Source organism: Pseudomonas sediminis, assembly GCF_039555755.1.
GTDB lineage: Bacteria > Pseudomonadota > Gammaproteobacteria > Pseudomonadales > Pseudomonadaceae > Aquipseudomonas > Aquipseudomonas mendocina_D.
The window spans coordinates 2,390,610-2,412,624 of sequence record NZ_CP154631.1 but is presented as its reverse complement, the minus strand read 5'-3'; the positions used below and the strand labels follow the sequence as shown (position 1 = coordinate 2,412,624).

The window sequence follows — 22,015 nt, the reverse complement described above, 5'->3', positions numbered from 1 at the left end:
GCCGCTCCTTAAAAGGTGCCGGGAGGCGCGAGCAGCAGCGCCTCCAGTTCCAACCCGACGCGCTCGGCGCCGAGACCATCGAAGCAGGGCTTGTCACGGTCACCGCTACCGGCGCCCGGACCACTGGCACACAGGTGAATCTGGCTACGGCCATAGGCGCCCACCTTGCCGGGCAACGTCGGGCCATACAGCGAAATATTGGGTACATCCAGCGCCGCAGCCAGATGACCGAGCCCGGTGTCGACGGAGACGCAGGCGCTGGCACCGGCAATCACCTTGGCTACGCCGGCCAGGTTCAGCTTCGGCAGCACGGCGGCATGCGTGAGACCGGCGGCGATGCGTTCAGCACGCGCCTTCTCGATCTCGTTGCCCCAGGGCAGGCGCACGGCCCAGCCCAGCTCGTCCATGCGCTCGGCCAGCGCACGCCAATCGGCTTCGGGCCAGTGCTTGCTGGTCCAGGTGGTGCCATGCAGGAACACCAAGTACGGCTGCGCGGCGGCATCCATCATCGCCGCACGGTTGAGACCGTAGTCACCGCTGCCGGACGGCAGCGTGTAACCGAGCGCCTTGGCGAACAGCTGGCGCACACGCTCCAGCGCATGCTGATCCTTGGCTACCGCGTAGCGGCGGTCGTAGAAACGACTGGCCAGCGGCTCACGCGCCGAATCACGATCCAGCCCCGCCACCGGTGCCGACACATAGCGCGTCAACCAGGCACTCTTGAGCAGGCCCTGGGCATCGATCACCAGGTCGTAGCGGGTTTCCCGTAGGCGCTGCTTGAAACGCGCCCACTCACCGCTACGCCAAGTGCGCAGCGGATGCTTGCGCCAGCGGCGGATGGCCACCGGAATCACTTGGGACACCGCCGGATGCCAGGCCGGAATTTCGGCGAAGCCTTCTTCCACCACCCAATCGAAATGAATGCCGGGAATAGCACGTGCCGCGTCGGTCAACGCCGGCAGGGTATGCACCACGTCGCCCAGCGACGAGGTCTTGATGATCAGTACCCGCAAATCAGTCGCCCTCGACCAGGGTCAAGGTTTCGCCAACCAACCGATCCAGCGCCTCGATCACCGGCCGCGGCTTGAGTTCGCGTAGGCAGTTGTAGTGGCCATAGCGGCAGGTACGCTCGAAACAAGGGCTGCACTCCAACCCCAGGCGAACAATCTCGACGCGATCAGCCAGCGGCGGAGTGAAACCTGGCGAGGTGGAGCCATAGACCGCCACTAGCGGACGGTTCAGCGCCGCTGCTACGTGCATCAGCCCGGAATCGTTGGAGACCACGGCAGTGGCGGCCGACATCAGGTCGATGGCCTCGGCCAGGCTGGTCTGCCCGGACAGGTTGCTGACTTCCTCACGCAGCCCTGGAATCAGGCGCATGCGAATGTCTTCGCCGCCGGCATGATCGTTCTTCGAGCCGAACAGCCAGACCTGCCAACCCTCGCGGATCTTGATCTCGGCCACCTTGGCGTAATGCTCGGCCGGCCAGCGCTTGGCCTCACCGAACTCCGCCCCCGGGCACAGCGCCAGTACCGGACGATCCAGCTGCAGACCGAACTTGCTCAGGGCCGCTGCACGGCTGGACTCATCGATCTGCAAACGCGGCTGTGGATAAGGTTGCGGCAACGTAGCACCTGGCTCATAGGCCAGCGCCATGAAGCGCTCGATCATCAACGGATAGCGGTCTTTATCCAGCGTGCGGATATCGTTGAGCAGGCCATAACGCATCTCGCCCTTCCAGCCGGTGCGCTTGGGAATGCCGGCGAACCAGGGCACCAAGGCGGACTTGAGCGAGTTAGGCAAGAGGATCGCCTGGTCGTACTGACCGACCAGCGACTTGCCGATGCGCCGACGCGTGGCCAGGTCGAGCACGCCGTGGCCCAGCGGCAGGCTCAGCGCGGCGCGCACCTCGGGCATACGCTCTAGGATCGGCCGGCTCCAGTCCGGCGCCAGCACGTCGATCTCGCACTCGGGGTGACGCTGTTTCAGACACTGGAACAGCGTCTGCGCCATCACCATGTCGCCTACCCAGCTTGGCCCAACGATAAGTATCTTCATATTCTTTCCAGAAACGACCGGGGAGGCTTTCGCCTCCCCGTCGAGCCTTCGAGGAATCGCTTATTTGACCAGCGTACGCCATTCGGCGTGGCCACTGGTCTTGCCGGTGACCAGGTCGAAGTAGGCTTTCTGCAGCTTCTCGGTGACCGGACCACGGCGGCCGGCGCCAATCTTGCGCCCATCCACTTCGCGGATCGGAGTGACTTCAGCGGCAGTACCGGTGAAGAACGCCTCGTCGGCGATGTACACCTCATCGCGAGTGATGCGCTTCTCGACCACCTTGATGCCATGCTCTTCAGCCAGGGTCAGGATGGTGCTGCGGGTGATGCCGTTGAGGCAGGAGGTCACTTCCGGGGTGTACACCACGCCGTCCTTGACCAGGAAGATGTTCTCGCCCGAACCTTCGGCCACGTAGCCTTCCGGATCCAGCAGCATTGCTTCGTCGGCGCCACCGGAGATGGCTTCCTGCAGGGCCAGCATCGAGTTGATGTAGTTGCCGTTGGCCTTGGCGCGGGTCATGGCGATGTTGACGTGGTGGCGGGTGTAGGAGCTGGTGCGCACCTTGATGCCGGCCTCCAGCGCTTCCTCGCCCATGTACGCACCCCAATGCCAGGCAGCGACGATCACGTGCACTTTCAGGCCTGCGGCGCGCAGACCCATGCCTTCGCTGCCGAAGAACACCATCGGGCGCAGGTAGGCGCTTTCCAGGCCATTTTCACGCACGGCGGCGCGCTGGGCTTCGTTGATCTCTTCCTTGGTAAAAGGAATCTGCATGTTGAAGATGTGCGCGGAGTCGAACAGACGGTCGGTGTGCGCCTGCAGACGGAAGATCGCAGTGCCGTCCGGGGTGTTGTAGGCACGCACACCCTCAAACACGCCCATGCCGTAGTGCAGGGTATGGGTCAGCACATGGGTGTTGGCTTCGCGCCACGGCACCAGTTTGCCGTCGTACCAGATCACGCCATCACGGTCGGACATCGACATCTTGCCTGCTCCTCAAATTCGCTTCACGGTTCGAACAATTAGGTGGGGCCGCAGCCCCCGTCATTCAACTCAGTCCCAGCTCACGCCACAGGCGCATCACGGCACGACGCTCATCCTGAAACTGATCCCCCGGCACCACTCCAGGCTGCTTCTGCAGCGCCTGGCGATGAGCGGCCGAGCGATAGATCTTGTAGACCTCGCGCAACAAGGCGGCATCCTCGGCGCCCATCAAACCCACCCGTTCCAGACCTTCCAGAATGCGAATGTTATCGGTGAACTCGAGTAGCTGCGGGTGTTGCCACGACCAGGCCAGAGCCGCGTATTGCACCATAAATTCGATATCGACGATACCACCGGCGTCCTGCTTCAGATCGAAGGAGGACGTGGCCTCGAAGGCATTCGGCGCCGTTCCGGCCGCGGTATTTTTATTGCCAAGGTTGTCACGCATCTTCGCCCGCATCTCGCTGACCTCGACGCGCAGCGCCTCGACATCACGCTGACGCCCCAGCACCTCGGCGCGCACCCGGGCGAACTCAGCGGCTAGACGCGAGCATCCCACCAGCACCCGCGCGCGCACCAGCGCCTGATGTTCCCAGGTCCAGGCCTCGTTCTCCTGATAGCGCTGGAAGGCGCCGAGCGAGCTGACCAGAAGCCCGGCTGCGCCCGATGGTCGCAGGCGCATATCCACTTCATACAAGGCGCCGGAGGTGGTCTGAGTGGTCAGCAAATGGATGATGCGCTGGCCCAGGCGGGTGAAGAACTGCGCGCCGTCGATGGATTTGGCACCATCGGTCTCGGCCTGCGGATCGCCGTCATGGATGAACACCAGGTCCAGATCCGAGCCGTGGCCGAACTCCAGGCCACCGACCTTGCCATAGCCGACGATGATGAAGTCCGGGTTGCACGGTGTGCCGTCTGCACGGAACGGCCGACCATGACGCTGCACCGTGTGCTGCCAGGCCAGCGCCAGCACCTGGTCGAGGATCGCCTCGGCCAGCCAGGTGAGGTAATCCGACACTTTCATCAAGGGCAGCGTACCGGCGATCTCCGAGGCGGCCACGCGCAAGCTGTGCGCCAGCTTGAAATGACGCAACGCCTCCATCTGCTGCTCCAGATCCTCCTCGGGAATGCGCACCAGCCGCTCGCGCAACTCGGCCGCTAACTCCGGCGCCAGCGGCGGCGAATACAACCGGCCTTCATTGAGCAACTCATCGAGCAGCAGCGGGTAGCGGGCTATCTGCTCGGCAATCCAGGGGCTGGCGGCGCAGAGCGTGATCAGTCGCTCCAGCGCCCCTGGGTTTTCAGTCAGAAGCACCAGGTAGGCCGAGCGCCGGGCGACCTTCTCGACCAACGGCAGCACCCGCTCCAGCACCAGATCCGGCTTGTCGTGCTCGACGGTCTGCGCCAGCAAGCGCGGAATAAAGGCATCCAGACGCTCACGCCCGAGCCGCTGCATGGCACGCACCTGCGGCCCATTGCGCAGATCGACGAGGCGCCGATTGGCCGTGGCAGCCTCGACAAAACCGGCCTCCTGCAGCTGCTGCTGGGCAGCCTCATCATCCAGTGCGCCTTGCCATAAAGGCAGCCACTCGGCGCCGACGGCGGTTTCGCCGGCCTGCGCCTCATCATCGTCGGGATCGGCGATCACTTGCTGGAAGTGCCATTCGATGCGGCCACGCCAGTGCATCAGGCGCTCATGAAAACTCGCCCAGTCGGCGAACCCCATGATCGCGGCGACTCGCGCCTGGTCCTGCGCATCGGCCGGCAGCATCTGCGTCTGCCGGTCACCGATGCCTTGCAGGGCATGCTCGGTATAACGCAAAAACTCGTAGCCTTCCTTCATCTCCGCAACCACCGCCGGGGGCAGGTAGCCCTGCCCTTCCAGCGTACCCAGCACCTTGAGCAGAGGACGCTGCTGCAGGCTGAGGTCGCGCCCGCCGTGGATCAACTGAAACGCCTGGGCGATGAACTCGATCTCGCGAATACCACCGGCACCGAGCTTGATGTTCTCGCTCATACCCTTGCGCCGCACTTCCTGCTGGATCAGCAGCTTCATCGCGCGCAGCGCCTCGATGGCGGAGAAATCCAGATAGCGGCGGTAGACAAAGGGCCGCAGCATTTCCAGCAACTCGGCACCCGCAGCCTGATCACCACCAACCACGCGCGCCTTGATCATGGCGTAACGCTCCCAGTCACGGCCCTGATCCTGGTAGTACTGCTCCAGCGCATTGAAGCTGAACACCAGCGCCCCACTGGAACCATAAGGGCGCAGGCGCATGTCGGTACGGAACACAAAACCGTCTACGGTGATCGCATCCAGCGCCTTGATCAGCTTCTGCCCCAGGCGAATGAAGAACTCCTGGTTATCCAGCGGGCGCTTGACGCCCTCGGTCTCACCGCCTTCGGGATAACCGAAGATCAGGTCGATATCAGAGGAAAGATTCAGCTCGTGCGCGCCCAGCTTGCCCATACCAAGGATGACCATGTGCTGCGGCTGGCCGCTGCGCCGCCCTACAGGCGTACCGAACTGCGTGCAATGGCGCGGGTAGAGCCAGTGATAGGCCAGATCGATGCAGGCATCGGCAAGATCGGACAAGTCGCGGCAGGTTTCACCGAGTGCCGCCTGGCGGCTGAAGTCGCGCCAGATAATGCGCAGCTGCTGGCGATTGCGAAAGCGCCGCAGGCAGCGCCCGAGGGCATCCTCATCGGCGCATTCATTCAGTTGCACTTCCAGTTGCTGGCGCAACTCGCCCGGCGCCAGGCTACGCTCCAGCTCACCAGATTCCGCCAGGGCGACGAACATCTGCGGATCACGCTGAGCCTGCTCGGCAACGAAGTCGCTCAAGGCCGAAACCTGCCGCCAGGCATCGCGGCGCTCTTGCGGCCAGCCCGCAACACGCTCAGCCAGCGCTTCGTGCTCGACCAAGGCGGCTTGCAGTGACTGCTCGGCACGTTCGGCCAGGGGAACAAGGGAAGGGGGCAACTCGACCAGCAACGGCAGGCTCATGGTCTATCCTTTTGGCGGACTGCCGGACGCACGGTGCAATCGCCCGCAGCCCCGCTCCAGCGGGGCACGCGCGGCCGGCGGTGCCGCGGATTGTAGTTTTACTACGAAAGAATTGTATCCAGAGGGCTGAATCCGTCGTCGAAATGTAGTAAAACTACAAGCGGCCGGTCATACCCCCGGTAAATCCAAGAATTTCAACTCGCCCGCCCAAAAAGCCGGTGAGACCCAACTGGCCTCCGATTCTGGAAGCCTTTCCGCCCTGGAGCAAGCCATGCAAGACCTCGATCCGATCGAAACCCAGGAATGGCTGGACGCCCTTGAATCCGTCCTCGACCGTGAGGGTGAAGACCGTGCCCATTACCTGATGACCCGTCTGGGCGAGCTGGCCACCCGTAGCGGTGCGCAACTGCCCTACGCGATCACCACGCCCTACCGCAACACCATCCCGGTTACCCACGAAGCGCGCATGCCCGGCGACCTGTTCATGGAACGCCGCATCCGTTCGCTGGTGCGTTGGAACGCCCTGGCCATGGTGATGCGCACCAACCTGGACGACCCGGATCTGGGCGGCCACATTTCCAGCTTCGCCTCCTCCGCGACGCTGTATGACATCGGCTTCAACTACTTCTTCCAGGCGCCGACCGAAGAACACGGCGGCGACCTGGTGTTCTATCAGGGCCACGCCAGCCCTGGCGTCTACGCCCGCGCCTTCATGGAAGGCCGCATCAGCGAAGACCAGATGAAGAACTTCCGCCGCGAAGTGGATGGCAAAGGTCTGTCGTCCTACCCGCACCCCTGGCTGATGCCGGACTTCTGGCAGTTCCCCACCGTTTCCATGGGCCTCGGCCCGATCCAGGCGATCTACCAGGCGCGTTTCATGAAGTACCTGGAAGCCCGCGGCTTCATCCCGGCCGGCAAGCAGAAAGTCTGGTGCTTCATGGGCGACGGCGAGTGCGACGAGCCGGAATCCCTCGGTGCCATCTCCCTGGCAGGCCGCGAGAAACTGGACAACCTGATCTTCGTCATCAACTGCAACCTGCAGCGCCTCGACGGCCCGGTACGCGGTAACGGCAAGATCATCCAGGAACTCGAAGGCGTGTTCCGCGGTGCCCAGTGGAACGTCAACAAGGTGGTCTGGGGTCGCTTCTGGGATCCACTGTTCGCCAAGGACAAGGACGGCGCCCTGCAGCGTCGCATGGACGAAGTGGTCGACGGTGAGTACCAGAACTACAAGGCCAAAGACGGCGCCTACGTTCGCGAAAACTTCTTCAACACCCCAGAGCTCAAGGAGATGGTCAAGGATCTCTCCGACGACGAGATCTGGAAGCTCAACCGTGGCGGCCACGACCCGTACAAGGTCTACGCGGCCTACCACCAGGCCGTGAACCACAGCGGCCAGCCGACCGTGATCCTGGCCAAGACCATCAAGGGCTACGGTACCGGCGCCGGTGAAGCGAAGAACACCGCGCACAACACCAAGAAGGTCGATGTCGACAGCCTGCGTCAGTTCCGCGACCGCTTCGATATCCCGGTCAAGGACGAGGAGCTGGAAAACCTGCCCTTCGTCAAGCCGGAGCCAGGCAGCCCCGAGTACAAGTACCTGCACGAGCGCCGCAACGCGCTGGGTGGCTTCGTACCGCAGCGCCGCCAGCAGAGCTTCAGCATCCCGACCCCGCCGCTGGATACCCTCAAGGCCATCCTCGACGGCTCGGGCGACCGCGAAATCTCCACCACCATGGCTTTCGTGCGCATCCTCGCGCAGCTGGTCAAGGACAAGGAACTCGGCCAACGCATCGTTCCGATCATCCCGGACGAAGCCCGTACCTTCGGTATGGAAGGCATGTTCCGTCAGCTCGGCATCTACTCTTCGGTCGGCCAGCTGTACGAGCCGGTCGATAAAGACCAGGTGATGTTCTACAAAGAGGACAAGAAAGGTCAGATCCTCGAGGAAGGCATCAACGAAGCCGGCGCCATGAGCTCCTTCATCGCCGCGGGCACCTCGTACTCCTGCCACAACCAGCCGATGCTGCCGTTCTACATCTTCTACTCGATGTTCGGCTTCCAGCGTATCGGCGACCTGGCCTGGGCCGCTGGCGACAGCCGCACCCGTGGCTTCCTGATCGGCGGTACCGCCGGCCGCACCACCCTCAACGGTGAAGGCCTGCAGCACGAAGACGGTCACAGCCACATGCTGGCAGCGACCATCCCCAACTGCCGCACCTACGACCCGACCTACGGCTACGAGCTCGCCGTGATCATCCGCGAAGGTATTCGCCAGATGACCGAAGAGCAGCAGGACATCTTCTACTACATCACCGTGATGAACGAGTCGTACCAGCAGCCGGCCATGCCGGAAGGCGTGGAAGACGGCATCATCAAGGGCATGTACCTGCTAGAGGAAGACAAGAAGGAAGCCGCGCACCACGTGCAGCTTCTGGGTTCCGGCACCATCCTGCGCGAAGTCCGCGAGGCGGCGAAGATCCTGCGTGACGAGTACAACATCGGCGCCGATGTGTGGAGCGTCACCAGCTTCAACGAACTGCGTCGCGACGGCCTGGCCGTGGAGCGCCGCAACCGTCTGCACCCAGGTCAGAAGCCGCAGCAGACCTATATCGAGCAGTGCCTGAGCGGCCGCAAGGGTCCGGTCATTGCGTCGACCGACTACATGAAGCTGTTCGCCGAACAGGTTCGTCAGTGGGTACCGAGCAAGGAATACAAGGTCCTGGGCACCGACGGCTTCGGCCGCAGCGACAGCCGCAAACAGCTGCGTCACTTCTTCGAAGTGGATCGCAACTGGGTCGTGCTCGCCGCACTGGAAGCCCTGGTAGACCGCGGCGAAATCGAAGCCAAGGTGCTGGCTGACGCCATCACCAAGTTCGGCATCGACGCCGATAAAGCCAACCCCCTGGACTGCTAAGGAGCGTAGCGATGAGTGAATTGATTCGCGTACCCGACCTCGGCGGTGAAGGCGAGGTGATTGAACTGCTGGTGAAGGTCGGCGACCGTGTCGAAGCCGACCAGAGCGTACTGACCCTGGAGTCCGACAAGGCCTCCATGGAAGTACCCTCCCCCAAAGCCGGCGTGATCAAGGAAATCAAGGTCAAGATCGGTGACCGCCTGAAAGAAGGCGACGAGTTGCTGGTGCTGGAAGTCGAAGGTGCTGCGCAAGCAGCGCCTGCGCCGAAGGCCGAAGCCGCACCTGCCGAAGCCCCTAAAGCGGCCGCTCCGGCAGCCGCGCCCGCCGCTGCATCCACTGGCAGCAGCGTGCAGGACGTGCACGTGCCGGACATCGGCTCCAGCGCCAAGGGCAAGGTCATCGAGATCATGGTCAAGGTCGGAGATCGCATTGAAGCCGACCAGAGCCTGCTGACCCTGGAATCCGACAAGGCCTCCATGGAAATCCCCGCGCCGGCTGCCGGCGTGGTGGAGCAAGTGCTGGTCAAGCTCGATGATGAAATCGGCACTGGTGACCTGATTCTCAAGCTGAAAGTCGAAGGGGCTGCTCCGGCGGCCTCGGCTCCGGCGGCCTCGGCTCCGGCGGCCGCGCCGGCGCAAGCTGCCACACCCGCCGCAGTCCCTGCACCGGCCGCCGCAGCGAGCGGCAGCAGCGTGCAGGACGTGCACGTGCCCGATATCGGCTCCAGCGCCAAGGGCAAGGTCATCGAGATCATGGTCAAGGCCGGCGACAGCATCGAAGCCGACCAGAGCCTGCTGACCCTGGAGTCCGACAAGGCCTCCATGGAAATCCCCTCGCCGGCTGCCGGCGTGGTGGAACAGGTGCTGGTCAAGCTGGATGACGAAATCGGTACTAGCGACCTGATCCTCAAGCTCAAGGTCGCCGGCTCCGCTTCTGCACCCGCCCCGGCGCAAGCCAGCCAGGAAGTGCACCGCGTGCCGGAAGGTGCGGCGCCGGAAGTGGCCGCCGAAGTGCGCGCCATCGCCTCGCTGTCGGCAGCTGCCGCCGAAGTCGCCAATGCGCCCAAGCGCGATGGCGCCAAGGTGCATGCCGGCCCGGCCGTGCGTCAGCTGGCCCGCGACTTCGGCGTGGAGCTGGCGGATATCGCCGGCACCGGCCCGAAAGGTCGCATCCTCAAGGAAGACGTGCAGGCTTACGTCAAGGCGATGATGCAGAAGGCCAAGGCCGCACCGCAGGCGACTGCTGCAGCCGCTACCAGCGGCGCCGGCATTCCGCCGATCCCGGCGGTGGACTTCAGCAAGTTCGGTGAAATCGAAGAGGTGGCGATGACCCGCCTGATGCAGGTCGGCGCTGCCAACCTGCATCGCAGCTGGCTCAACGTGCCGCACGTGACCCAGTTCGACTCGGCCGACATCACCGACCTGGAAGCCTTCCGCGTCGCGCAGAAGGCCGTGGCCGAAAAGGCTGGCGTCAAGCTGACCGTACTGCCGCTGCTGCTCAAATCCTGCGCGCACCTGCTCAAGGAACTGCCGGACTTCAACAGTTCGCTGGCGCCGAGCGGCAAGGCGATCATCCGCAAGAAGTACGTGCATATCGGCTTCGCCGTCGATACGCCGGACGGCCTGCTGGTGCCGGTGATCAAGAACGTCGATCAGAAGAGCCTGCTGCAACTGGCAGCCGAAGCGGCCGAACTGGCCGACAAGGCGCGCAAGAAGAAGCTGTCGGCTGACGACATGCAAGGTGCCTGCTTCACCATCTCCAGCCTCGGCCACATTGGCGGCACCGGCTTCACGCCGATCGTCAACGCGCCGGAAGTGGCGATCCTCGGTGTTAGCAAGGCCACCATGCAGCCGGTCTGGGACGGCAAGGCCTTCCAGCCGCGCCTGATGCTGCCGCTGTCGCTATCCTACGACCATCGGGTGATCAACGGCGCTGCCGCTGCCCGCTTCACTCAGCGCCTGTCGCAGCTGCTGGCGGACATCCGCACCATCCTGCTGTAAATCGTTTCGAGCACGCCACGCTCGCATCCTCAACCCCGCCCATTTGGGTGGGGTTTTTTTTCGCCTGCTCAAGCCACGGCCGACTTGATCCCGGTCATGGCATTTACCACAGCAGCCGCCATGATCGAGCCATCGATATCGATCCGGCGCATCCCCATGCTCTATCTGTTTCTGAAGTTCGCCCACCTGACTGCCGCCACCTTCTTCATCGGCGGCGTATTCTTCGAAGTGATGATTCTCAGCCGTGCCACGCGCGAGCTTCCGGATGACGCCAAGGCGGGGTTCTCACGTGCACTCGGACGGCGGGCGCGACAAGTCATGCACTGGGTAGTACTGGCGCTCTACGGCGCCGGCCTGGGCCTGGCATGGCACTACCGCGCAGCCCTGCATGCGCCGCTGGCCAGCAGCTTCGGCATCCTGCTCAGTCTGAAAATCACGCTGGCTCTGAGCATCCTCGGACATTTTCTGCTGGTGGTCTTCCTGATGCGCAGCGGCCGCATGACCGCAGTACGCTCGCGACGCATTCACCTCAGCGTTCTGCTGCAGATGCTGGCCATTCTGTTTCTGGCCAAGGCCATGTTCCTGCTGAACCTGTGAGGGCCAGGTCAACCCTTCTGCACGTTACGGATCAGAAAGCTCATGGCCTTGGCCAGCTCGCCCGCACCCTGATGGTCACGCACGATACTCAGCAGCTCGCTGCCATCGACCGGATTGAGCAGCACACAACGGATTCCACCGGTCGGACATTCGTAGCGGATGAACGGGTCGATACCGAACACCGAAACGCGCTGGTTGCGCACGGCGATGGCAGTCCCCTGCACGTCACGGCGTTCCTCGCGCAGAATCAGTTCGCCGGCATTGCCGACAGCGAAGCGGTAGAACAGGTCCTGCCGCTGCGCTTGGCCAACCTGATAGCCGGCGCGCAGGGCGTAGGTTTCCAGCAATGCGTTGCTGTGCGCGAGTAATGCATTGCGCTCGTTATCGGTCAGATAAAGACGCTTGAGCTCGGCCAGATAAGCGGCCTGCTCGGCGCCCTGCAGCGCCGCCGCATCATCGGCGCCAGCAACCGCAGGTATGGTCGTAAAAAGTGCTCCGCCAAGCACCATGGCCATGAGTTTTCTTGTCAGTCTCGCTTGCATGATGCACCCTTGCCGAACGCTATAGTGAAGTAGGCCTGAGCCCTAGCCTCCGTCCACGCCAATGCGCCTTCTGACGCAGCGGCCTTGTACCGAGAACGGACGCCTCGCCTGGTCAGCATACTGGAAGCCCAACGCCCAATGAAAAGCCATCCCGATGCCAGCGCACGCTCGGCAGCCGAGGTTGTGACGCAGTTGCCAGTGCCCTCGCGGCTCGGCATGTTGCGTTTCGAGCGCTTGAACGAGCCAAGCTGGGCGCTGCTTTTTCTCGACCCGGCCTGTGAGCGCAAACTCGGCATCAGTGCCGCCGATCTGTGCGCATTGGTAGACGCCCCTTACGCCAGCCTGATGGAGCCCGAAGCCCGTTATCGCCTGCATGATGCTATCCAGCAGCAACTCCTGCAGGAGGCCCACTACCTGGTGCGCTACACGCTGCACACGCCGCAGGGGCCGCTGAATCTGCTGGAGATGGGCGAGCCATTCAAACAACGCAACCGTCAGTTGTTACGCGGTTATCTGCTGATCGCCCACGAGAACCTCGACGCCCATGCTCCCGATGAGCGTGAACTCCAGGCACAGAACCTGGACCTGCGCAGCTCGCTGCAACAGTATCAGCGCACCCAGGACGACCATCTGCAGCATCTGGCGCGCTCGCATACCCAGCAGCAACTGATCGTGCGCCTGGCGCGCCAACGCTATGTCTCAAGCGACCCGCTCCAGGAGGCCGCCGAGCTCATCACCCAGGCGGCCTGTGAGATCTATGGCGCGGCCAGGGCGGGAATCTGGCATCTGGGTGGCAATAGACTGGACTCGGTGTCGCTGTACCGCCGCGACCTGAACCGGCACGAGCAACTGCCCTCGATAGATGCGCGTGATTTCCCGCACTATCTGGAGGCTCTGCAAAGCGGACGGGCAATCGATGCCCACGATGCCCAACATGATCTGCGCACTCGCGAGCTGACCCCCTCTTACCTTCAACCACTCGCCATCACCTCGATGCTGGACGCCAGCATCCGCATCGAAGGCGAAGTGGTGGGCGTGCTCTGCCTCGAACATATCGGCCCCAAACGTCTCTGGCAGGCAGACGAGACTGCCTTCGCCGGCGAGTTGGCTGATCAATTCGCCCAAGTCCTGATCAATCAGGAGAAGCGCTCCGCCACCCACGCGCTGTATCTGTTCCAGCGCGCCGTCGAGCAGAGCGCCAGCGCCTTTCTTCTGGTCGACCGCGACGGCCGGGTGGAATACGTCAACCCCAGCTTCACCGCCATCACCCTCTACAGCAGCGACGAAGTCTGCGGTCACCGCCTGTCCGAGCTACCGGCCATGGCCAACCTTAGCGACCTGTTGTTCGACGCCCAGTCCAGCCTGGCCGAACACAGCAGCTGGCAAGGCGAATTCCGCAGTCGGCGCAAGAATCAGGAGCCGTACTGGGGCCATCTGTCGATCTCAAAGGTGTATGGCGACGATGGCGAACTGACCCACTACATCGGCATCTACGAAGACATTACCGAGGCCAAGCTGGCGCAGCAGCGCATCGAACGCCTGGCCTATACCGATAACCTGACCAACCTGGGCAATCGCCCGTCGTTCATCCGCAGCCTTGAAGAGCGCTTCGCCCGCAATGTTCAATCGCTCGGGCTGCTGCTGGTGGACATCGACAATTTCAAGCGGATCAACGACAGCCTCGGCCACCAGACCGGCGACAAGCTGCTCTCGGCCCTAGCTCGGCGCCTGCGCAACAGTCTTGGCGCCAAGGGCACTCTGGCACGCTTCGCCAGCAATGAATTCGCCATCCTGCTCGACGGTTGCGATCAGGACGCAGGCCTGCGTGTCGCTCATCAGGTACTGCAAACCCTGGACAAGCCGCTGTTCGTCGACAACCAGTTGATCAGCATCACCGGCTCGGTCGGCTTGGCCATCGCCCCGGAACACGGTGACGCCCCGCAGACTCTGATGAAGCACGCCGGCCTCGCCCTGCATAAAGCCAAGGCTAACGGTAAACATCAGGTGCAGTTGTTCACCGAAGCGCTGAACGCCGAGGCCAACTACAAGCTGTTCGTCGAGAACAACCTGCGCCGCGCGCTGACTCAGAACGAGCTGGAAGTCTTCTACCAACCCAAACTCTGCCTCAGAAGCGGGCAATTGCTGGGCATGGAGGCGTTGCTACGCTGGCAGCATCCGGAGAAGGGCATGATCCGCCCAGATCAGTTCATTGGCGTCGCCGAGGAAACCGGCCTGATCATCCCCATCGGCAAGTGGGTGGTGCGCCAGGCCTGCCGCATGAGCAAGCAGATCGCCGCCATTGGCCTGGGGCAACTGCAGGTGGCGATCAATCTGTCGCCCAAACAGTTCTCCGACCCGGATCTGGTCGGCTCCATCGCCGCCATCCTGCATGAAGAACAGCTCGACCCCAGGCTGCTGGAACTGGAACTCACCGAAAGCCTGCTGCTGGAGGCCACCGACGACACCCGCCACCAACTGGGTCGTCTCAAGAGCCTGGGCCTGACCCTGGCCATGGACGACTTCGGCACGGGCTACTCGTCGCTCAGCTACCTGAAGAAATTCCCCATCGACGTGATCAAGATCGATCGCAGCTTCATCAAAGACATCCCGGACAACCAGGACGACATGGAAATCACCTCGGCGGTGATAGCCATGGCCCACAACCTCAAGCTCAAGGTCGTGGCCGAAGGCATCGAGACCGGCGCCCAGCTCGCGCTCCTGCGCCGCCAGCAATGCGACGTCGGCCAGGGCTACCTGTTCGACAAACCGATTTCCGGCCGCGAGCTGATCGTCAGCCTGCGCCGCTACCCCTGCCGGCCACAGGCCGACGCCAGTCGCCAGGCAGACCAACGGACGTAATACGCCGCGTTGCGCGTAGTCCACCATTGACCCATTTCGAGGAGACCGCCATGGTTCTGCGTTCACAGATTCTCGTTAACAAGGACATCCTGCCGACTGCCGAGCAGGCGCTACCCGGCCGCGCCGAGCCGCTGCCAGTGGCCGACACCCACTATGTCAACGGTAATCCGATCAAGGCGCCCTTCCCTGCCGGCCTGCAGCAGGCGGTGTTCGGTCTGGGCTGTTTCTGGGGGGCAGAACGCCGCTTCTGGCAGCAACCCGGTGTGTTCAGCACTGCGGTCGGCTATGCCGGTGGCCTCACGCCCAACCCAACCTACGAGGAGGTCTGCTCCGGCCTGACCGGACACACCGAAGTAGTGCTGGTCGTGTTCGACCCGCAGCAAACCAGCTTCGAAGCGCTGCTCAAAGTGTTCTGGGAAGTGCACAACCCGACCCAGGGCATGCGCCAGGGCAACGACCAGGGCACTCAGTACCGCTCGGCGATCTACTGCCAGGACGAGGCGCAGCTGAGCGCCGCCAAAGCCAGCCAGGCACGCTTCCAAGCTGAGCTGGACAAGGCGGGAATGGGCCACATCACCACGGAAATCGCCGAGGCGCCGACCTTCTATTACGCCGAGACCTATCATCAGCAATACCTGGCGAAGAATCCGGGCGGCTATTGCGGCCTTGGCGGAACAGGCGTATGTCTACCCCCTGAGTCTTGAGCACGGGTAACGGGTCGTGGAGCTGAGCAGCATTTCCAGTCAGGTATCGAGCCAGGCATCGGCGAAGATGTCCCTTGTGCTGCTGCGCAAGACGCTGCAGCCTGGTGCAACTGGACGATGAGCGTTATGCGCTGGTGCCGGGCATGAACCCGACTCAGGCACTGAAACCGACGCTGATCATTTACGACCCCGATATTCCCAAGCAGGAAGCATTGATCGTGGACCTCGCCCAGGAGCCGAAGCTCGCCATCGCCCACAGCCTGCGCCCCTCGCAACTACCGCTGGAGGTGCTGGAATACCTCAGCCCGCGGCGCAACCTGAGCTACCACATCGAGCCCAATCGCAAGCCGGGTTGAGCAGCCGTCAGCGACGACTTTGTCTCCAGGTTACAGCTGCGTAGCCGTAGGGTGCGCCATGCGCACCGCCCTGCTCGCTCAACCGGCCGACTTCTCCTCGATCAGCCAATCCAGGCGCCAGCCGCCCTGACTCTGGCCAAGTGCGTCTGCCAGCCAGGGCAGCAGTTGCTTGAGTTCGTCCTCCAGCCCCCATGGCGGGTTGCTGATCACCAGACCTGAACCACTCAGGCGCGTGGCATCGTCCGGCGCGTGCACGTAAAGCTCGGCACGCAGCAGCTTGGGCGCGGCGCTCTTGCTCAGATCGCGATAGAAGCGCGCCAATTGGCGCTCATCCTTGATCGGGTACCAGATCGCGACGATGGCCTGGCGCATGCGTCCGTGCGCTTCGTTCAAGGCCTCGACACAGCGCTGCAGCTCATCAGCCTTCTCGAACGGCGGATCGATCAGCAGCAGAACGCGTTTTTCGCGGGTCGGCATCAGCGCCCGCGGCACATGCCAGCCTTCGCCCAGGTGCACAGCGACGCGGCGGTCGCCGCGCATGTTGTCCTTGAGCAGGCGGCCGTCCTCGGGATGTTTTTCGTTGAGCTGCAGGTGATCCTGCTCACGGCTGAGCAGTCGCGCCAGCTCCGGCGAGCCGGGGTAATAGCGCAGCTCGCCATCCGGATTCATCGCCCGCACCACCTCCAGGTAGGCCTCCACGGCATCCGGCAGGTGCTCGGCCTGCCACAAGCGTGCGATGCCCTCCAGGTACTCGCCGGTACGGCTGGCCTGATCACCCTGCAGGTCGTAAAGGCCGAGTCCTGCGTGGCTGTCGAGGTAGGCGAACGGTGCCTCTTTCTTCGACAGCAGGCCGATCAGGCGAGTCAGCACCAAGTGCTTGAGTACGTCGGCGTGGTTGCCGGCATGGAAGGCGTGGCGGTAGTTCATGGATCAGTCCTCGAATCAGGCGCGCAGTTTAACAGGCCGCTGGCCACTCGCATCGTGGCTTGCTCCACTGCACCTTCACAGCCTAGGCTGCCAGCTCCTCCATGGACAGCGAGAACCCCGCCATGCCCCTGCAAAAGCTGCTCGGTAGCGAACTTCCCCTGATCCAGGCGCCGATGGCCGGCTCGCAGGATCATCGCCTGGCCGCCGCCGTATGCGAGGCAGGCGGCCTTGGCTCGATTCCTTGCGCGATGCTCACACCTGCCGCCCTGCGCCAGGAGCTGCAAGCGATGCGCGGCCTGACCGAACAGCCGTTCAACCTCAACTTCTTCAGCCATGTGCCGCCCGAGCCAGACGCGACCCGCGAGGCAGGCTGGCACGAAGCACTGGCGCCCTACTACCGCGAGCTGGGCGTGGACCCGGCAAGCATCGCCAGCGGACCAGGTCGCCTGCCATTCAACGATGAAGCGGCCGCACTGGTGGAGGAGTACCGCCCTGCGGTTGTGAGCTTTCACTTCGGCCTGCCACGACCGGACCTGCTAGAGCGCGTCCGCCGCAGCGGGCCGAAGATTCTCTCCAGCGCTACCACGCTGGACGAAGCGCTGTGGCTACAGGAACGGGGCGTCGATGCGGTGATCGCTCAGGGCCTGGAAGCAGGTGGCCATCGCGGGCACTTTCTGGACTTCGATCTGAGCCGCCAGCTTGGCACCTTCGCCCTGCTACCCCAGTTGGTCGACGCTTTGTCGATACCGGTGATTGCCGCCGGCGGCATAAGCGATGCCCGAGGTGTAGCCGCGGCCATGGCCCTCGGCGCCGCCGGCGTGCAGGTTGGTAGTGCGTATTTGCTATGCCCGGAAGCCACCACCAGCGCCCTGCACCGTGCTGCGCTACGGAGCCCGGCGGCGCGCCACACGGCGCTGACCAATCTGTTCAGCGGCCGACCAGCACGCGGTATCGTCAATCGCCTGATGCGCGAGCTGGGGCCACTGAGCACGCAGGCACCAGCCTTCCCTCTGGCCACAGCAGCCATCGCACCGTTGCGCACAGCGGCCGAGGCGCAGGGCAGCGGGGACTTTTCGCCACTGTGGGCCGGGCAGAACGTCGCGAGCTGCCGGCCCATGCCCGCCGCCGAGCTGACGCGCGAGCTGGCACGGGGCTTCGCCTGACAACCTGGTATGACCTCGTAGGGCGGGTGCAACCCGCCATAACCGAGACGGCGGGTTGCACCCGCCCTACATACACCAACCAGTGACTATCACGGCCAATGATGATGCTGGGCAGTCAGGCGGCAGACTGCCTAGACTCGATTGATCATCTGGAGGCCCGTTCCATGTCCGAGACACTGCTCAGCTCCCGCAACCTGGCGTTCGAACTCTATGAGGTGCTCGACGCCGAAGCCCTGACCCAGCGTCCGCGCTTCGCCGATCACAACCGCGAGACCTTCGACGCGGCGATCAACACCGCGCGTGGCATTGCCGAAGAGCTGTTCGCCCCGCACAACCGCAAGAACGACGAACACGAGCCGCAGTACGTCGACGGCGGCGCGGTGCTGATCCCCGAGGTCGAGCCCGCGCTGCGCGCCTTCCATGAAGCGGGCTTCCTCAATGCCACCCGCGATTTCGAGCACGGCGGCATGCAACTGCCCAATCTGCTGTCGCAGGCCTGCTTCGCGCATTTCCAGTCAGCCAATATCGCCACCAGCTCCTACTCGATGCTGACCATGGGCGTGGCCAACCTGATCGAGGCCTTCGGCAACGAGGAGCAGAAGGCCCGCTACCTGCAACCGATCATCGATGGCCGCTTCTTCGGCACCATGGCGCTGACCGAGCCGCACGCTGGCTCGTCGCTATCGGACATCAGAACCCGCGCTGAACCGCATGCCGACGGCAGCTACCGGATCAAGGGCAACAAGATCTTCATCTCCGGCGGCGACCAGCCAATCTCAGAGAACATCGTGCACATGGTGCTGGCCAAGCTGCCGGACGCACCGCCCGGGGTGAAAGGCATCAGCTTGTTCCTGGTGCCCAAGTTCCACGTCAATGAAGACAGCAGCCTCGGCGCGCGCAACGACGTGACCCTAGCCGGGCTATTCCACAAGATGGGCTGGCGCGGCACCACGTCCACGGCGCTGAACTTCGGCGACAACGGCGAGTGCGTCGGCTATCTGGTGGGCAAACCGCATGCGGGCCTGTCCTACATGTTCCAGATGATGAACGAGGCGCGCATTGGCGTCGGCATGGGCGCAATCATGCTTGGCTACGCCGGCTACCTGTATTCGCTGGACTACGCGCGTAACCGCCCGCAAGGCCGCCAGCCGGACGGCAAGGACCCGAGCAGCCCGCAGATTTCCATCGTTGAACACGCTGACGTGCGACGCATGCTGCTGACGCAGAAAGCCTACGTCGAAGGTGCCTTCGACCTCGGCCTGTACGCGGCACGGCTGTTCGATGACACCCATACCCTGGAAACCGCCGAAGAGCGCAGCCGCGCGCTGGAACTGCTCGACCTGCTCACACCCATCGTCAAATCCTGGCCATCGGAGTTCTGCCTCAAGGCCAACGAGCTGGCCATCCAGATTCTCGGCGGCCACGGTTACACCCGCGAATACCCGGTGGAGCAGTACTACCGCGATAACCGCCTTAATCCGATTCACGAGGGCACCCACGGCATCCAGTCGCTCGACCTGCTCGGGCGCAAGGTCTCGCAGAACGGTGGCGCCGCGCTCAAGCAGCTACTCAAGCTGATCAACGACTGCTGCCAACGTGCCAGCGAGCATGAATCGCTCACTGCCCTGCGCCAGCCGCTGGAACAACTGCTGGCGCGCCTGCAGGCGGTGACTCTGGAGCTGCTCGGCGACCTGATGAGCGGCAAGGTCAACCAGGGCCTGGCCAACTCGGCGCTGTACCTGAAGGTGTTCGGCCACACGGTGATCGGCTGGCGCTGGCTGGAGCAGGCGATCCGTGCCGAACAAGGCCTGGCGAACACCGACAATGCCGACGAGCAATCCTTCTACCGCGGCAAGCTGCAAGCCGCGCGCTACTTCCTGACCTGGGAGGTGCCTGCCTGTCACCATGACCTGGCCATTCTCGAGGCCCGCGACGACACCTGCCTGGGCATGCAGAACGCCTGGTTCTGAACCTCGAGCAAGTGCCCTGGGCCGCCCCGACACGGGCGCTTCGGGGCAGTCTGTAAAAATGTAATAACCTTTTTGACAGCGATACGGAGGCTACGGTTAGAATCTCTGGCACGCGCCATGCATAGCGCACCCCCCGATTTTCACAGCCAGGAGTAAGCGCGTTTGGATGCCAGCGCTATCAATAATCTTTTTTTGATCGGCGCACTGCTGGTGGCGGCCAGTATTCTGGTCAGCGCGTTCGGCGCTCGTTTCGGCATCCCGATTCTGGTGATCTTCCTCGGCGTCGGCATGCTGGCCGGCACCGACGGCCCCGGCGGCATCGTCTTCAACAATTACCCCCTGGCCTATCTGGTCGGCAACCTGGCGTTGGCGGTGATCCTGCTCGATGGTGGCATGCGCACCCGGGTTTCCAGCTTCCGCGTGGCCTTGTGGCCATCCCTGTCACTGGCCACCGTAGGTGTCGTGATCACAGCCGGATTGACCGGCCTGGCTGCAATGTGGCTGTTCAATCTGACCCTGCTGGAAGGCCTGTTGATCGGCGCCATCGTCGGCTCCACCGATGCCGCGGCGGTGTTCTCCCTGCTGGGCGGGCGCGGCCTCAACGAACGGGTCAGCTCCACACTGGAAATCGAGTCCGGTAGCAACGACCCGATGGCGGTGTTCCTCACCGTGACCCTGATCGCCATGCTCGCCAGCGGTCAGACCGGCTTCAGCTGGGACCTGCCGATCCAGCTGGTGCAACAGTTCGGCCTCGGCGCCCTGCTCGGCCTGGGTGGCGGCTGGCTGCTGCTGAAACTGATCAATCGCATGGAGCTGGCTACCGGCCTGTATCCGCTACTGGTGGTCAGTGGCGGCCTGATCATCTTTGCCATCACCACTGCAGTGGGTGGCAGCGGTATCCTCGCCATCTACCTGTGCGGCCTGCTGCTGGGTAACCGACCGATCCGCTCGCGCCACGGCATCCTGCACATGCTCGACGGCCTCACCTGGCTGGCGCAGATCGGCATGTTCCTGGTTCTCGGCTTGCTGGTCACGCCGCACGAGCTGCTGCCCATCGCCCTGCCGGCGCTGGCTCTGGCTCTGTGGATGATTCTCTTCGCGCGGCCACTGTCGATCTTCCTCGGCCTGCTGCCGTTTCGTGCCTTCCACGACCGCGAGCGGATCTTCATCGCCTGGGTTGGCCTGCGCGGCGCCGTGCCCATCATCCTCGCGGTGTTCCCGCTGATGGCCGGCCTGCCCAACGCGCAGCTGTTCTTCAACGTGGCGTTCTTCATCGTGATCATCTCTCTGCTGCTGCAGGGCACCAGCCTGCCGCTGGCCGCCAAGCTGATGCGCGTCACCGTACCGCCAGAACCCGCACCGGTGTCACGCGCCGGCCTGGAAGTGCACCCGACCAGCCAGTGGGAGCTGTTCGTCTATCGCCTGGGCGCGGAAAAATGGTGCATCGGTGCCGCCCTGCGTGAGCTGAACATGCCAGAAGGCACCCGTATCGCCGCACTGTTCCGAGGCCGCGAGCTGCTCCACCCGTCGGGTAGTACGCGCCTGCAAGCAGATGACCTGCTCTGCGTGATCGGTCACGAACACGATCTGCCAGCCCTCGGCAAGCTGTTCAGCCAGGCGCCGAAACGAGGCCAGGACCTGCGCTTCTTCGGTGATTTCGTCCTGGAAGGCGACGCCGAGCTGAGTGCAGTCGCCGCGCTCTATGGCCTGAAGCTCGACGAGCTGGAAGGCAATCAGCCGCTGGGCCGCTTCATCGCCCACGAGATCGGTGGCGAGCCGGTGGTCGGTGACCAGGTGGAGTGGCAGGGCCTGACCTGGACCGTGGCGGCCATGGAAGGGAACAAGGTGCGCAAAGTCGGCGTCAGATTCCCCGAGGGCACACGTCCGGGCCCTGGGCTGCACTTCTAGCAGGTGGTCAAAACTCCCGGCAG

General features: G+C 63.6%; 15 protein-coding genes. 9 read left to right on the top strand and 6 right to left on the bottom strand.

Annotated features, from left to right (window positions below; translation table 11 throughout):
• Nucleotides 1-8 precede the first annotated feature (8 nt).
• The 4 genes from waaC to glnE all read right to left on the bottom strand — a co-directional run bounded on the left by waaC (nt 9) and on the right by glnE (nt 6,049).
• A complete protein-coding gene (gene waaC, locus AAEQ75_RS11445; RefSeq protein ID WP_343348797.1) occupies nt 9-1,013 on the bottom strand; it encodes a lipopolysaccharide heptosyltransferase I in 1,005 nt (334 codons plus the stop codon).
• Between the two features lies 1 nt (nt 1,014).
• Nucleotides 1,015-2,058 (bottom strand): lipopolysaccharide heptosyltransferase II, encoded by a 1,044-nt coding sequence (gene waaF / locus AAEQ75_RS11440; protein ID WP_343348795.1) that lies wholly within the window; start codon nt 2,056-2,058, stop codon nt 1,015-1,017.
• A 60-nt stretch (nt 2,059-2,118) separates the two neighbouring features.
• Entirely contained in the window at nt 2,119-3,042 is a 924-nt protein-coding gene (locus AAEQ75_RS11435) for a branched-chain amino acid transaminase (RefSeq protein ID WP_003459089.1), read from the bottom strand.
• 64 nt (nt 3,043-3,106) lie between these two features.
• Nucleotides 3,107-6,049 (bottom strand): bifunctional [glutamate--ammonia ligase]-adenylyl-L-tyrosine phosphorylase/[glutamate--ammonia-ligase] adenylyltransferase, encoded by a 2,943-nt coding sequence (gene glnE, locus AAEQ75_RS11430; protein ID WP_343348793.1) that lies wholly within the window; start codon nt 6,047-6,049, stop codon nt 3,107-3,109.
• A 271-nt stretch (nt 6,050-6,320) separates the two neighbouring features.
• Between glnE and aceE the strand changes: the two genes are divergently transcribed.
• The 3 genes from aceE (at nt 6,321) to AAEQ75_RS11415 (ending at nt 11,563) form a co-directional block, all read left to right on the top strand.
• Nucleotides 6,321-8,966: a pyruvate dehydrogenase (acetyl-transferring), homodimeric type gene (aceE, locus tag AAEQ75_RS11425; protein WP_256834347.1), complete on the top strand. Its 2,646-nt coding sequence runs from the start codon at nt 6,321-6,323 to the stop codon at nt 8,964-8,966.
• Between the two features lie 11 nt (nt 8,967-8,977).
• Entirely contained in the window at nt 8,978-10,966 is a 1,989-nt protein-coding gene (gene aceF / locus AAEQ75_RS11420; RefSeq protein WP_343348791.1) for a dihydrolipoyllysine-residue acetyltransferase, read from the top strand.
• A gap of 156 nt (nt 10,967-11,122) precedes the next feature.
• Nucleotides 11,123-11,563 carry a CopD family copper resistance protein gene (locus AAEQ75_RS11415; RefSeq protein WP_026042185.1) on the top strand — a complete coding sequence of 147 codons (441 nt, stop codon included), beginning with the start codon at nt 11,123-11,125 and terminating at the stop codon, nt 11,561-11,563.
• 8 nt (nt 11,564-11,571) lie between these two features.
• On the opposite strand, the gene AAEQ75_RS11410 is transcribed toward AAEQ75_RS11415, so the two are convergent.
• Entirely contained in the window at nt 11,572-12,078 is a 507-nt protein-coding gene (locus AAEQ75_RS11410) for a hypothetical protein (RefSeq protein WP_372857887.1), read from the bottom strand.
• A gap of 165 nt (nt 12,079-12,243) precedes the next feature.
• Between AAEQ75_RS11410 and AAEQ75_RS11405 the strand changes: the two genes are divergently transcribed.
• The 3 genes from AAEQ75_RS11405 to AAEQ75_RS11395 all read left to right on the top strand — a co-directional run bounded on the left by AAEQ75_RS11405 (nt 12,244) and on the right by AAEQ75_RS11395 (nt 16,024).
• Nucleotides 12,244-14,964 (top strand): putative bifunctional diguanylate cyclase/phosphodiesterase, encoded by a 2,721-nt coding sequence (locus AAEQ75_RS11405; RefSeq protein WP_343348788.1) that lies wholly within the window; start codon nt 12,244-12,246, stop codon nt 14,962-14,964.
• A gap of 50 nt (nt 14,965-15,014) precedes the next feature.
• On the top strand, nt 15,015-15,668 hold the full coding sequence (gene msrA, locus AAEQ75_RS11400; protein ID WP_143504469.1) for a peptide-methionine (S)-S-oxide reductase MsrA: 654 nt from the start codon (nt 15,015-15,017) through the stop codon (nt 15,666-15,668).
• A 104-nt stretch (nt 15,669-15,772) separates the two neighbouring features.
• Nucleotides 15,773-16,024: a hypothetical protein gene (locus AAEQ75_RS11395; protein WP_343348786.1), complete on the top strand. Its 252-nt coding sequence runs from the start codon at nt 15,773-15,775 to the stop codon at nt 16,022-16,024.
• Nucleotides 16,025-16,102: 78 nt separating this feature from the next.
• On the opposite strand, the gene AAEQ75_RS11390 is transcribed toward AAEQ75_RS11395, so the two are convergent.
• Nucleotides 16,103-16,951 (bottom strand): 23S rRNA (adenine(2030)-N(6))-methyltransferase RlmJ, encoded by an 849-nt coding sequence (locus tag AAEQ75_RS11390; protein WP_143504470.1) that lies wholly within the window; start codon nt 16,949-16,951, stop codon nt 16,103-16,105.
• 122 nt (nt 16,952-17,073) lie between these two features.
• Between AAEQ75_RS11390 and AAEQ75_RS11385 the strand changes: the two genes are divergently transcribed.
• The 3 genes from AAEQ75_RS11385 to AAEQ75_RS11375 all read left to right on the top strand — a co-directional run bounded on the left by AAEQ75_RS11385 (nt 17,074) and on the right by AAEQ75_RS11375 (nt 21,992).
• On the top strand, nt 17,074-18,114 hold the full coding sequence (locus AAEQ75_RS11385; RefSeq protein ID WP_343348783.1) for an NAD(P)H-dependent flavin oxidoreductase: 1,041 nt from the start codon (nt 17,074-17,076) through the stop codon (nt 18,112-18,114).
• A 164-nt stretch (nt 18,115-18,278) separates the two neighbouring features.
• Nucleotides 18,279-20,084, top strand: coding sequence for an acyl-CoA dehydrogenase (locus AAEQ75_RS11380; protein WP_343348781.1), 1,806 nt, complete (start codon nt 18,279-18,281; stop codon nt 20,082-20,084).
• 162 nt (nt 20,085-20,246) lie between these two features.
• Entirely contained in the window at nt 20,247-21,992 is a 1,746-nt protein-coding gene (locus AAEQ75_RS11375; RefSeq protein WP_280051354.1) for a potassium/proton antiporter, read from the top strand.
• The last annotated feature ends 23 nt before the right edge of the window (nt 21,993-22,015 follow it).

Excerpts from the sequence above, each read along its gene's own strand:
- waaF (WP_343348795.1), bottom strand. The coding sequence starts at position 2,058 with ATGAAGATACTTATCGTTGGGCCAAGCTGGGTAGGCGACATGGTGATG.
- AAEQ75_RS11435 (WP_003459089.1), bottom strand. The coding sequence starts at position 3,042 with ATGTCGATGTCCGACCGTGATGGCGTGATCTGGTACGACGGCAAACTG.
- glnE (WP_343348793.1), bottom strand. The coding sequence starts at position 6,049 with ATGAGCCTGCCGTTGCTGGTCGAGTTGCCCCCTTCCCTTGTTCCCCTG.
- aceE (WP_256834347.1), top strand. The coding sequence starts at position 6,321 with ATGCAAGACCTCGATCCGATCGAAACCCAGGAATGGCTGGACGCCCTT.
- aceF (WP_343348791.1), top strand. The coding sequence starts at position 8,978 with ATGAGTGAATTGATTCGCGTACCCGACCTCGGCGGTGAAGGCGAGGTG.
- AAEQ75_RS11415 (WP_026042185.1), top strand. The coding sequence starts at position 11,123 with ATGCTCTATCTGTTTCTGAAGTTCGCCCACCTGACTGCCGCCACCTTC.
- AAEQ75_RS11410 (WP_372857887.1), bottom strand. The coding sequence starts at position 12,078 with ATGGCCATGGTGCTTGGCGGAGCACTTTTTACGACCATACCTGCGGTT.
- AAEQ75_RS11405 (WP_343348788.1), top strand. The coding sequence starts at position 12,244 with ATGAAAAGCCATCCCGATGCCAGCGCACGCTCGGCAGCCGAGGTTGTG.
- msrA (WP_143504469.1), top strand. The coding sequence starts at position 15,015 with ATGGTTCTGCGTTCACAGATTCTCGTTAACAAGGACATCCTGCCGACT.
- AAEQ75_RS11390 (WP_143504470.1), bottom strand. The coding sequence starts at position 16,951 with ATGAACTACCGCCACGCCTTCCATGCCGGCAACCACGCCGACGTACTC.
- AAEQ75_RS11385 (WP_343348783.1), top strand. The coding sequence starts at position 17,074 with ATGCCCCTGCAAAAGCTGCTCGGTAGCGAACTTCCCCTGATCCAGGCG.
- AAEQ75_RS11380 (WP_343348781.1), top strand. The coding sequence starts at position 18,279 with ATGTCCGAGACACTGCTCAGCTCCCGCAACCTGGCGTTCGAACTCTAT.